Annotated in this window: 9 protein-coding genes and 1 pseudogene; 3 read left to right on the forward strand and 7 right to left on the reverse strand. The window is 69.0% G+C overall.

Going from position 1 to position 12,474, the window contains the following annotated elements; genetic code table 11:
* Together BN11_RS05285 and BN11_RS05290 are read right to left on the reverse strand one after the other, a co-directional pair.
* Nucleotides 1-561, reverse strand: a 561-nt coding sequence (locus BN11_RS05285) for a PH domain-containing protein (RefSeq protein WP_048695408.1), incomplete at its 3' end; no start/stop codon positions are given.
* Between the two features lie 31 nt (nt 562-592).
* Complete coding sequence (locus BN11_RS05290; protein WP_235435375.1) at nt 593-1,018, reverse strand: PH domain-containing protein; 426 nt, start codon at nt 1,016-1,018, stop codon at nt 593-595.
* A gap of 160 nt (nt 1,019-1,178) precedes the next feature.
* Between BN11_RS05290 and aceE the strand changes: the two genes are divergently transcribed.
* Nucleotides 1,179-3,953, forward strand: coding sequence for a pyruvate dehydrogenase (acetyl-transferring), homodimeric type (gene aceE / locus BN11_RS05295; RefSeq protein WP_048695411.1), 2,775 nt, complete (start codon nt 1,179-1,181; stop codon nt 3,951-3,953).
* A gap of 68 nt (nt 3,954-4,021) precedes the next feature.
* Here aceE and BN11_RS05300 read toward each other — a convergent pair whose 3' ends face one another.
* The 3 genes from BN11_RS05300 to BN11_RS05310 all read right to left on the reverse strand — a co-directional run bounded on the left by BN11_RS05300 (nt 4,022) and on the right by BN11_RS05310 (nt 6,689).
* Complete coding sequence (locus BN11_RS05300; protein ID WP_162213165.1) at nt 4,022-5,011, reverse strand: glycerophosphodiester phosphodiesterase family protein; 990 nt, start codon at nt 5,009-5,011, stop codon at nt 4,022-4,024.
* A gap of 106 nt (nt 5,012-5,117) precedes the next feature.
* Nucleotides 5,118-5,846 carry a maleylpyruvate isomerase family mycothiol-dependent enzyme gene (locus tag BN11_RS05305; RefSeq protein WP_048695417.1) on the reverse strand — a complete coding sequence of 243 codons (729 nt, stop codon included), beginning with the start codon at nt 5,844-5,846 and terminating at the stop codon, nt 5,118-5,120.
* A gap of 105 nt (nt 5,847-5,951) precedes the next feature.
* Nucleotides 5,952-6,689, reverse strand: a complete 738-nt coding sequence (locus BN11_RS05310; RefSeq protein ID WP_157043981.1) for a hypothetical protein — start codon at nt 6,687-6,689, stop codon at nt 5,952-5,954.
* Between the two features lie 149 nt (nt 6,690-6,838).
* On the opposite strand from BN11_RS05310, the gene argG reads away from it, so the two are divergent.
* Complete coding sequence (gene argG, locus BN11_RS05315) at nt 6,839-8,254, forward strand: argininosuccinate synthase (RefSeq protein WP_048695422.1); 1,416 nt, start codon at nt 6,839-6,841, stop codon at nt 8,252-8,254.
* A gap of 17 nt (nt 8,255-8,271) precedes the next feature.
* On the opposite strand, the gene BN11_RS05320 is transcribed toward argG, so the two are convergent.
* Both BN11_RS05320 and BN11_RS05325 read right to left on the reverse strand, forming a co-directional pair.
* Nucleotides 8,272-8,985, reverse strand: a complete 714-nt coding sequence (locus BN11_RS05320) for a YqjF family protein (protein ID WP_048695425.1) — start codon at nt 8,983-8,985, stop codon at nt 8,272-8,274.
* A 19-nt stretch (nt 8,986-9,004) separates the two neighbouring features.
* A complete protein-coding gene (locus BN11_RS05325) occupies nt 9,005-11,620 on the reverse strand; it encodes a GH32 C-terminal domain-containing protein (RefSeq protein ID WP_048695428.1) in 2,616 nt (871 codons plus the stop codon).
* Nucleotides 11,621-11,897: 277 nt separating this feature from the next.
* Between BN11_RS05325 and BN11_RS23435 the strand changes: the two are divergent.
* Nucleotides 11,898-12,474: pseudogene (locus tag BN11_RS23435) on the forward strand (PucR family transcriptional regulator); the annotation flags it as partial.

Raw genomic sequence — 12,474 nt, forward strand, 5'->3', positions numbered from 1 at the left:
TGGGTCCCCGTCGGCGGCCGGGCCCGGGACGGCGGAGGCGGGCACGGTGCCGCTCGCCACCGCCGCGCGGCGCATCAGGTCGATCCGCAGATCCTCGGCGCGCGCCTGGGGCAGGAAGGCGAGTTCGATATTGGAGCCGGCACCGCCGGCGGCTTCGACCTTGACCGCGGACAGCCCGGCGAGCCGGGCCAAGAGCGGGCGGGTGATATTGACGGCCTGGATGCGGTCGTAGCGCACCTGCCGGTGCTGGCGCATGACAAGTCCGTGCTTGAGTTCCAGGGTGGTGCGGCCCATCCGGAAGCGCGAGGCCAGCCAGATGACCCAACTGCCCGCGATGACCGCCAGGAGCACGACGCCGGCCAGGGCGGCGGCGATTCCGAGGTGGCCCTGGGTGGGGTCCTCGGGGTCGGAACCGAAGAGGCGGTCCGTCTGGGTGCTGATGACATAACCGACGATCGCCATGAACACGACGCCACCGCGCAGCAGCGGGGTCAGCGGATGGAACCGCTGCCACTCCTCCTCCGGCGGCGGTGTCGGATCGGGGATCGCGGGCTCGGTCACAGGCCCGCCCGCTGCGCCTCGCCGCGCGCGGTCAAGCGCTCGCGCAGGTCCTCGGCCTCGGCGACCGGCAGGAGGCGGTGTGGATGGTCACGCTCGCCAGGTCGAAGTGGCGCTCCAGCGGACCGGAGGCCATGTCGGCATACTGCAGCCGCCCGTAGGGAATGCTCACCAGCCGGCGAAAGAGGCGGCCCCGGCGGATCACCAGTTCCTCCGGCAACTCGGCATACGAGATGGCGCTGACCTGCCGGCCGATGAGCACGACCTGGAGCACGATCAGAGCGAGGAGCACGGCCACGGCGACCCACGACCAGCGCGTCACGAAGATCGCCAGCGCCAGGGCGCCGAGGAGGAACGGCGCCATCGTCACCACGGTGGCGATCCGGCGCGCGCTCGCCAGCCGAGGCGACACCGGACGCCACACGATTCCTGGGGTGTCGTCATACAGGGCGACCGTCATGGCCCAAGTCTGCCTGGTGGTCCGCGGGAGCGATGCACCGGCGAGCGGGATTGACCGGCCATCCAAAAATGCGAGCCCGGATTGTGACTGGCACCACGTTCGGGTGGAAGATGGGCGGGTACGCCCACCGAGGCCGACGCCGATCTAGGAGGATCACACCGTGGCCGGACCGCAGGATGTAGGCCCCATCCTCAATGGCATTCCCACCGGACTGCCCGATATCGACCCCGACGAGACCCAGGAGTGGCTCGACTCGCTCTCCGCCGTCATCGACGAGGGCGGGCGAGCGCGGGCGCGCTATCTCATGCTGCGCCTGCTCGAGAAGTCCCGCGAGATGCAGGTGGGGGTCCCGTCGCTGACGACGACGGACTACGTGAACACGATCCCGATCGAGCACGAGCCGTGGTATCCGGGCGACGAGAAGGTCGAGAAGCAGATCCGCCGCATCAACCGGTGGAACGCCGCCATGCTCGTCCACCGCGCGCAGCGGCCCGGCATCGGTGTCGGTGGCCACATCTCCACCTACGCGTCCGCGGCCACGCTGTACGAGGTGGGCATGAACCACTTCTGGCGGGGCGCGGAGCACCCCGGCGGCGGCGACCAGATCTTCTTCCAGGGTCACGCCTCCCCCGGCATGTATGCCCGCGCCTTCCTCGAGGGCCGCCTGACGGAGACCCAGCTCGACGGGTTTCGGCAGGAGCACAGCCACGTCGTCGACGGCGTGCCCGTCGCGCTGCCGTCCTATCCGCATCCGCGCCTGATGCCCGACTTCTGGCAGTTCCCTACCGTGTCGATGGGCCTGGGCCCGATGAACGCGATCTATCAGGCCCAGTTCAACAAGTACCTCCACAATCGCGGCATCAAGGACACCTCGCAGCAGCGGGTGTGGGCCTTCCTCGGCGACGGCGAGATGGACGAGGTCGAGTCGCGTGGCCTGTTGCAGACCGCGGCCAACGACGAGCTCGACAACCTGACCTTCGTCATCAACTGCAACCTGCAGCGCCTGGACGGGCCGGTCCGCGGCAACGGCAAGATCATGCAGGAGCTCGAGGCGTTCTTCCGCGGTGCCGGCTGGAATGTCATCAAGGTCGTCTGGGGGCGGGGCTGGGATCCGCTGCTGGCCGCCGACCACGACGGCGCCCTGGTCAATCTGATGAACCAGACGCCCGACGGCGACTACCAGACCTTCCGCGCCAACGACGGCAAGTACGTCCGCGACTTCTTCTTCGGCCGGGACCCGCGCACCCGCAAGCTCGTCGAGAAGTGGACCGACGACGAGATCTGGTGGAACCTCAAGCGGGGCGGCCACGACTATCACAAGGTGTATGCCGCATACCGCGCCGCCACCGAGCACGAGGGCCAGCCGACGGTCATCCTCGCCAAGACCATCAAGGGCTACACCCTCGGGTCGCACTTCGCCGGGCGCAATGCGACCCACCAGATGAAGAAGCTGACTCTCGATGACCTCAAGGGCTTCCGCGACACGCTGCACATCCCGGTCACGGACGCGCAACTCGAGGCCGACCCCTACCAGCCGCCCTACTACCACCCCGGCCCCGAGGACGAGGCCATCCAGTACGCCCTCGAGATGCGGGGCAAGCTCGGCGGCGGGCTGCCGCGGCGCAAGGTCGACTACGCCCCGCTGCAGCTGCCCGGCGACGACGCCTACAAGGCGGTCAAGAAGGGCTCCGGCAAGCAGCAGGTCGCCTCGACCATGGCGTGGGTGCGGCTGCTCAAGGACCTGATGCGGGAGAAGGACTTCGGGCAACGCGTGGTCCCGATCATTCCCGACGAGGCGCGCACTTTCGGGATGGACTCCTTCTTCCCGACCATCAAGATCTACAACCCGCACGGGCAGCGCTACCGCTCCGTGGATGCCGACCTCATGTTGGCCTACAAGGAATCCGAGGCCGGCCAGATCGTCCACACCGGCATCAACGAGGCCGGTTCGATGGCGGCGTTCACCGCGGCGGGCACGTCCTACAGCACCCATGGCGAGGCCATGGTGCCGATGTACATCTTCTATTCGATGTTTGGTTTCCAGCGCACGGCCGATTCGATCTGGGCGGCGGCGGACCAGATGTCCCGCGGCTTCCTGCTCGGCGCGACGGCCGGCCGCACGACCCTGACCGGTGAGGGCTTGCAGCACGCGGACGGGCACTCACACCTGCTGGCGTCCACGAATCCGGCTGTGCGAGCATACGATCCGGCGTTCGGCTACGAGATCGCGCACATCATGAAGCGCGGCCTGGAGCAGATGTACGGCGAAACCGGCGACGGGGACGAGAAGAACGTCATCTACTACCTCACCCTCTACAACGAGCCGATGGTGCAACCGGCCGAGCCGGAGAATGTCGACGTCGAGGGCATCGTCAAGGGCATGTACCGGCTTGCGGACGCCGACCGGTCCGGCCGGGAGAACAACCCGTCGGTGCAGCTGCTCGCATCCGGCGTGGGCGTCCCGTGGGTGATGGAGGCCCAGCAGCTGCTCCGCGACGACTGGGGCGTCAACGCCGACGTCTGGTCGGTCACGTCGTGGAACGAATTGCGTCGTGAGGCTCTCGAGGTGGACAGGACGCGCTTCCTCCACCCCGAGCAGCAGGTCGCCGATCCGTATGTGACGCAGCGTCTTTCGGGCATGCCGGGTCCGGTGATCGCCGTGTCCGACTACATGCGGGCGGTACAGGACCAGATCGCGCAGTGGGTGCCGAGCGACTTCCACTCCCTCGGCGCGGACGGCTTCGGCTTCTCCGACACTCGCCCTGCGGCGCGGCGCTACTTCCACATCGACGGTCCGTCCGTCGTGGTGCGGGCGCTGCAGGCGCTCGCCGCGCGCGGCGAGATCGATGCGTCGGTGCCCGCCCAGGCGGCCGAGAAGTACCGCCTCCTCGATGTCACCGCCGGAGCCTCCGGCAATGCCGGCGGCGACGCCTGACGCAGGTCGCCGGAGTTCCCGAACAGCCGCCCCAGCTCTGGCTGGGGCGGCTGTTCGCTGACCGGCGGCTACTGGGGTGTGGGGATGACCAGGTCGGGGTGGTCGGTGATCACCGTGTCGAGGCCCTGCTCCCGGTATGCCGCGACGAGACCCGCCATATCACCATAGGCGGCCGGGTCGTCACCGATGCGGAAATCGGTTGGCAGGAAAGTGTTCTCGGCCCGGAAGGTCCAGCAATCCAGGCGCAGGCCGGCCGCCTTGGCGTCGGCGAAGAGGGGCAAGGGCTCCCCTAGCCGGCCCCCAGGCAGGCCGCTGAAGAGGGCGTGCCGGCCGGGGCCGATCCCGGTGATCAGCGAGGCCAGCTCGGCCAGGCTCGCCGGTGTGGTCAGGTCGCCGAAGGTGGTCTCGCCCTCCCCCGGGACCGGGCGGGTGGGGTCTTCCTCGACGAGCAGGACCAGGTCGTTGTCGACTCCGCGGGCGCGCAGGCAGCGCAGGAATGCCGGCTCGAAGGTCATGATCTCCACCGGCGAGTCCGCGCCGAGCATCCCCGCGGCATCGAGGTCAGTGATCAGCCGGTCTGCCATCGGGTGGCCGATCGCTGCGAAGTGGGCCGGGGATTTCACCTCGAGTTTCAGCCCGACCGGGCGGGCCAGTTCGGCGGCCAGCCGGGAGCGGAGGGCGAGGATCTCAGGAAGGCTGGCCACGGCATACGCATCATCGTGCGCGGTGCTGCGCAGGCCGCGCAGCGGCTGACGGGCCAGCAACTGCCGCAGTTCGACGAGGGTTAAATCCTCGGCGAACCAGCCGTCCTGCGCGGCGCCCTCGATCAGCTTGGTGGTGCGCCGCTCGGCGAATCCGCGGCGGGTCGCGACATCGGTCGAGACACTCAGTTCGTTCTCGTGGCGTGCGACGAGGTGGCCGTCCTTCGTCGCCACGACGTCGATCTCTAATGCGTCCGCCCCCAGGCGGATGCCGAGTTCGTATGCCGCGAGCGTGTGTTCGGGCAGATAGCCGCACGCACCGCGGTGGGCGACGATCACGGGGACAAGAGGTTCCACAGGGCTGCCTCCTGATCCGCCGGAACCCTGCTCACCGCCAAGTATCCGCCCCCCGCTGGCGATCCTCAACGCTCATGGACCTTATCGACCGTCCAAACCACGCGTGTCAGATCGCGTAGGTGCGGATCCGGACGAGCACCTCGGCGGCGGCTGCCCCCGAGATCCGGACGGCGCTGTCACCGGGGTCCAGGCGGCGGGCGGCGATACGGGCGAGATCACCGGCCGGACCGCTGAGCATGACGTCGGCATCATCCGGGCCGAGCACCCACGCGGGCCCGTTCGGAGCAACCGCCTCGACCCGCACCGACGGGGCCGTGCTCCCGGCGGCGGAGTAGGCGTAGGGCAGGGTGGCGTGCGCCAGCCACAGGATGTGGCGCAGCCGTTGGGTGTCCGGATAAGGCAGGCCGAGCGGTTCGGCGATGTCGAGGGCGTGCGCCCAGTGCTCGGCCAGGCGAGTGGTCGCCAGCGTCGCCGGCCGGAGGGTGTTCGTCACCCACGCGACGCGCCGGGCCGGGTCTGCGGCCCGGAGCACGGTCAAGGCCTGCCCGCGTGCGGGCTCCCAGCGCTCGAATACCGCTGCGCCGGAACCTGATCGCTCGGCGCTAACCGCGGACTCCATGGCAGCGCCGACCGTGTCGCCGAGCCCGCCCCAGTCGACGGGGGTGCCGCGAATCGTGGCGATCACGGCCTCCTCGCACTGAGCCAGATGGAGCACCACGTCGGCCACACTCCAGCCCGCGCAGAGCGAGTCCGCCCCCCACTGCTCCTGCGTCAGGCCGGCAAGCAGCGCGGCGAGTTGGTCTTCTTCCGCCGCAAGGGCGTCAAGGATCTCCATCGCACGAGTCTGGCATCGCCGTGGAAGCAGATCGGCCCCACGCCGGGGAGCGGGGTCACTCCGGGGAGCAGGGGCCGATCAGTTGTCCATGGGTATGCGGCCGGTTCAGCGGGGCGCCATGTCCATCGTGCCGCCCTTGACCGGGGTGCCGGCGGCGCCGTGGTCATGCGGTGCGACCCGGGTGGCGACGGTCAGCGATGCCGAGTCCAGCCACGTCTGCGACCACTTGCCGGGCTCGGTGTACTGGCTGACGCCCACGTTGCCGAAGGTCAGCGCCGAGTCGAAACCCGACCACAGGTGAACGCCATTGATGTGGAAGTCGAGCGAATCGCCACCGGCCCACACCTCTAGCTTGTTGTAGCCGGACTTCGAGATGACCCCGGACACTGGCGTCCAGCCCTGGATCGCCGTCTGAGTGGCGTCGGCGTTGATCCGCCAGACCGAGTAGAACCCGTTGTTGCTGTATTGGAGCAAGTAGCTCGGCCGCCAGTAGCCCGTTCCGTCGCGCGACGACGGATTGCCTCGGATGACGATGGCATTGGCCGCGACGCCGGTCGAGTTGCCCCACCGCTTCATCCGCACCGTGTAGTAGAAGTTGGTGTAGTTGTTGATGTGCTTGACCGATGTCCGCTTGCCCGCGATCCCGGTGTTGTAGAGGTTGCCCGGTTTCAGCACCCAGGTGCCGACGACGTTCTGCCAGCCCGCCTTGCTGCCGTTGAAGGTGCTGGTCCACCCGGCGCGCTGACCCGACTCGGGGACCGCGGTCGCCGCGTCCGCCGTAACAAGCGATCCGGTCATAGCCGCCGCCAGGGCCGCGCTCGCAATGAACTTCCTGCGCTGCATCGTGATGCCTTCCTCTCTCGTGGCCGCCTCGGGGTCGTGCGACCTCCAAGCCAACAGAGGCGGCCATCGTCCTCGTGATACGTCGATCGGTGGAGCGCTTTCTGGACGTGCGGTCCGGGCCGCCCCGGGCGGGACTTAGGCTGGCCCCCGTGTCCAAGGTCCTCACTTCACTTCCCGTAGGCGAGCGCGTCGGCATCGCCTTCTCCGGCGGTCTCGACACCTCGGTGGCGGTGGCCTGGATGCGCGAGAAGGGCGCGATCCCCTGCACCTACACCGCCGACCTGGGTCAGTACGACGAGCCGGAGATCGACCAGATCCCCGGCCGCGCCGACCAATACGGCGCCGAGGTCTCCCGGCTCGTCGACTGCACGGGCGCCCTTGTCGAGGAAGGACTGTCCGCGATCGCGTGCGGCGCGTTCCACATCCGCTCCGGCGGCAAGGCCTACTTCAACACCACCCCGATCGGCCGGGCCGTCACCGGCACCCTGCTCGTGCGCGCGATGCACGAGGACCAGGTCAGCATCTGGGGCGACGGGTCGACCTTCAAGGGCAACGACATCGAGCGCTTCTACCGCTACGGCCTGCTCGCCAATCCGGCCCTGCGGATCTACAAGCCGTGGCTGGACGCCGACTTCGTCGGTGAGCTCGGCGGGCGGCACGAGATGAGCGCCTGGCTCAGCCAGCGGGATCTGCCCTACCGCGACAGCCAGGAGAAGGCCTACTCGACGGACGCCAATATCTGGGGCGCCACGCACGAGGCCAAAACCCTCGAGCACCTTGACGTTTCGCTCGAGACCGTCGAGCCGATCATGGGTGTGCGCTTCTGGGACCCGGCCGTGTCGATCGCTACCGAGGATGTGTCGATCACCTTCGTCCAGGGCCGCCCCGTGGCGATCAACGGCGCCGACCATGACCCGGTGGCGCTCGTGCGCGAAGCCAATGCCGTCGGCGGCCGGCACGGCCTGGGCATGTCCGACCAGATCGAGAACCGCATCATCGAGGCCAAGTCCCGCGGCATCTACGAAGCCCCCGGCATGGCCCTGCTGCACATCGCCTACGAGCGTCTCCTGAACGCCGTTCACAACGAGGACACCGTCGCCAACTATCACGCCGAGGGTCGCCGCCTGGGCCGCCTGCTCTATGAAGGCCGCTGGCTCGACCCGCAGTCGCTCATGCTGCGCGAGTCCCTGCAGCGTTGGGTGGCGTCCGCGATCACCGGTGAGGTGACCCTGCGCCTGCGCCGCGGCGACGACTACACGATCGTCGACACCCGCGGCGACAACTTCAGCTACCACCCCGACAAGCTGTCGATGGAGCGCGTCGAGGACGCCGCTTTCGGGCCGGTCGACCGCATCGGTCAGCTGACCATGCGCAATCTCGACATCGCCGACTCCCGCTCCAAGCTGGAGCTGTATGCCGCGCAGGGCCAGCTCACCGGCGGTCAGCAGGTCCTCGTCGGCCAGCTCGAGGCCGGCGGCGCGGCGCAGATCGCCAGCAACCCGGCGACCGACCCCTCCACCGACGACGCCCTCGACGCCGCGGCCATGGAGTTCGGCACCGACTGAGTTCGACGATGACCCGGTCACACCGGACGGGGCATGCCGAAGCGCACGGGCACGCCGCTGGCATACACCACACTCACCGGGGCCCCCGAGTCCACCGACAGGCCCGCCGCGGTGATCAGGGTCTCGTCCAGCTCGAGCAGTGAGGCCGTCTGGATCCGCCATGGCGGGTGCTCGTTGGGCACATAGAGGCTGCGTCCGACGCGACGCACGTGCAGGCCCCAACGGTCGGTGAGCCAGTGGGTCAGATCGTCGTCGGCGACCTCGTCGTGGGGTTCGACGGCCAGACGGCAGCGCCCAGGCGAGCCGCCGATCCGGCGGCTGCTGTGTTTCCAGACCCCGCTGGAGGTGCGCGTCATACGCATGCGCGCCCAGCGGTAGTTCAACCCCAGCGCTCGGCCCACCATGACCGGGGCAAGGCGTGCCGCCTCCAGCGAGCAGAAGACGACTCCGCGCCGCCCCTGGCCGTCGACGGAATACAGCCGGACGTTGATCTCCGGGAACCGGCCGAAGAAAGGCACACCGAAACCCGGTCCGACCCGATCCATCTCGAAGGCGATCAGGCCCGCATAGGTGACCCCTCCTCGGGTGTCGGGGGTCGTCCCGGGCGGCAACAGCGGCGCGACCAGGTGCGGAGCGACAGGCCAGTGCAGGATCGCCAGGTCGCGCCACCACTGGGTGAGCACGGCCCGGCGGACCGGCCTCGGGGTCGTCGGCGTGATCGGCTCGATCATGCCTCCATCATCTGTCGTCTTACTGCCCGGTGAACATCGAGGCCTTGAGCGGAGTGATCTTCAGGCTCTCGACCCGCATGGCGCCGCCCTCGGCCCACATCCCGATCCGGTTGCTTCCCGCGGACGGGAAGACCTGGTCGGTGATGGCCGTCCGCCCACCCTGGGCGAACAGCTCCACGGAGGAGCGGTCGAGATAAACGCTCAGCGTGAGCTTGCCGCCGACCAGGGAGACCTGGGCGTCCTCGACCGAGGGGAAGGCCGGGTGGAACCCGACGTTGCCGCTGTCGGTCCGGTCGACGAAGAGGCGGCCCGTGGTGGTGTCGTAGCCGATCACGGTCTTCTCCGAGCCATCAGCGGCACCGTGGACCGTCAACCCGAACCGGGTGGCCGTGCCCGGCCGCAGCACGGCGTCGATGCGCGCCACACTTCCCCGCTTCGGGAGCAGGCGACTGCCCGAGACCGACTGGGCCGGAGCGGCATACGCCTGCTCGGTCAGACCCAAGGCTGCCGCCTGCGGGACGACCCGGGAGACGATCCGCGGGCCCTTGGGTGTCTGCGCCAGCCAGACGTTGCGCGGCAGCGACATTGCGCTGCGCCACGGGGAGGTCGGGATGTCGTTGGCGTAGTCCCAGTTGTTCATCCAGCCGATCATCACGCGCTTGCCGCCGGGCACGTCGTTCCACGAGACGGCGGCGTAGTAGTCCCGGCCCCAGTCGAGCCAGTCGTAGCTCTCGGCACGCGTCGCGGCCGGCTGCGAGCCGAACCGGAACTCGTCGGCGAGGATGTGTCCCCACCCGAACCGGTTGTTGTCGACGATCTCGAGGTATGCCGTGCGCCCGGCGTAGGGCCGCAGGTCGAAGGAGTGCCAGTCGAGATATTCGCTGTTGGCGCCGGTCGCGCTCGCCACCACCTTGCCGTCGACGACGAGGTTGACGGCCGTCTCGTCCGAGCGCGGGATCGCCGGGGTGTCACCCATGACGACGTGGTCGAGGGTCAGGTGACCCCAGCCGCCGGCGGCCTGGTCCCACACCCGCAGCTGCGCCTGCTGCCCGCGCAGGTCCGCGACGTCCCAGCTGCGCCAGTTCAGCGCGCCGCCCTCCGGCCCGGTGAGGCTGCGCACGACCTGGCCGCCCACGAGCAGCTGCACCTCGAGGCTGCCGTCGGTGCGGCGCCCGCCGCCGACGAGCATGCTCAGGTGGTCGGCCGTGATCTCGAAGGCGGGCGAGGTCAGCGATCCCAGGTTGTCGTCGCCGCGCGGGCCGCCCTCCCAGGTGTTGATCCGCTTGCGCCCGATGTAGTAATCGCCACCGGCAGTCGACGGATTGCGCCACGGCTCCGTCGCGAAGTCGCCGGTGGCCTGCCAGCCGGTGTCGGCGAGCGTGGTGCCGTCGGGGAACTCGAAGCCGTCCCACAGCAGGCTGCCCGCCGGCGGGTCGTTGCTGAGCTGAGTGCCGGCGACATGCGGGTGGTTGCCTCCTCCGACAAGGAAATTGAGGTATGCCGCGTCGACCGTGAACTCCGGTGAGCGCATCGTGCCGACCGGCCAGTCGTAATCGAGGAAGCCATTGACCAGACCCGATCCGACGAACCCGCTGACCGGGTTCTGCCCCGGCAGCGTGCCCGTGGCCGGGGCGTCGCCCCACGGCCCGTTCGCCCAGTTGCCCGGCTCGTTGGACACGGTCCAGTCACCATAGGTCCCGTCGTCGAAGCTCGCGAAGCTTGTGCCGGGCGGCAGCGTGTCCGCGCTGACCGTCGACTCCGAGACGAAACGCTCACCGTCGAAGTTGCCCACGAAGTACTGCCCGCCGCTGCCACCGGCCACGGAGCCGGGGTTGATGTTGACGACCATGACCCACTTGCGCGTCGTCGTCCCTTGGATCTGCAGCTGGAACAGGTCCGGGCATTCCCATTGCCCGCCAACGGCATTCGCCGGACCGAAGTCGCTCAGGTAGGTCCAGTTCTTCAAATCCCTCGACTTGTAGAGCAGGACCCGGTGTTCCTGGGCCTCGACCGCCGCCATCACCCAGTAGGTGCCCTTGGGTCCGCTGTAGCGGAAGACCTTCGGGTCGCGGAAGTTCGCCGAGTCCCGGTTGAGCACGGGGTTGCCGGCGTACTTGGTCCACGTCATACCGCCGTCGGTGCTGTAGGCGAGGGACTGCGCCTGCTTGCCGGCGAGCGTCGGGTGCTTGTCGGTGTAGGCGCTGGTGTAGATCGCGACCAGCGGCGGGTTCGTCGCCGTGCCGAAGCCGCTCGAGTTGGTCTTGTCGACGACCACCGAGCCGCTGAAGATGTCCTCCACGCTTTCCCCGGCGGCGTTCAGCGTCTGCGGGATGGCCAGCGGTTGCTCGCGCCAATGCACCAGGTCCGTCGAGGTCGCGTGCCCCCAACTCATGTTTCCCCACCGGTCGCCACGCGGATTGTGTTGGAAGAAAAGGTGATACGTGCCCTTGTAGTAGACGAGCCCGTTCGGGTCGTTCATCCAGTTGCGCGCCGGTGTGAAGTGGATCGCCGGGCGATAGGGCTCGTCGCCCACCGCACTCGGGAGCGCCTGAGCGCTCGTCGCCAGGAGGCTCAGCGTGGTGCCGGCGCCCACGAGGCCGGTGACAACCGGAAGGCGCAATCGTCGTCGTGACATGGTCGGGTTCTCCTTGTAAGTCGTCGTCGTTGACTCCCGAGGACGACTGGTCTAGCTCGGCCTGACAACGTTGTCATGTCTGGCGGGACCGAGGCGGATGAGGTCATCGGGATGCCGCGACCATAGACCTCGCCGCGCAGGACGAGGGAAGACCCGGCCCGGAAAAATCTCAGGATCCGGACACGCGCCTTCGCCTCTCACGCCGACCGGGCCGCGATTCGCCGCCGAATCCGAGGTGGCCGCAGATTGTGGGCTCCGTACAAATAGGCTACGGGGTATGCCGCGTCGCGCCGCCCTGCCCGCGAAGACTCGCCGCGAGATCGCGGCGAACACCGCGAGCCTGGTCCGCGCCGCCGTGGCGGACATCGAGGCGCGCCACGGGTGGTATGCCGCGCTGTCGGCCCGCGACCGCGCGTCGGTTGCGCTCGTGGCCCACAGCGGGATCGAGAACTTCGTCGCCTGGCTCAGTGACGAGTCCACCGTTCAGGTCCCGGCGCAGGCCCTCTTCGACGCTGCCCCGCCGGAGTTGACCCGCTCGATCAGCCTCGCCCAGACCCTTGATCTGATCCGCTCCGTGGTCGACGTGGTCGAGGTCCGGGCGGCCGAACTCGTCGGCCCGGGGACAGCGCCCGAGTTGCTGGAAGCCATGCTGCGCTACAGCCGCGATGTGGCCTTCGGGGCCGCGCACATCTATGCCCGCGCCGCGGAGCAGCGCGGCGCGTGGGATGCCCGCCTCGAGGGGCTGGTCGTCGATGCGATCCTGCGCGGCGACGCCGACGACTCGATCCAGTCGCGGGCCGCGGCTCTCGGCTGGGGTGCCACCACCCGGGTCGCGGTCGTCGCCGGCGCCCAGC

Source organism: Nostocoides australiense Ben110 (assembly GCF_001050535.1).
GTDB lineage: Bacteria > Actinomycetota > Actinomycetes > Actinomycetales > Dermatophilaceae > Nostocoides_A > Nostocoides_A australiense.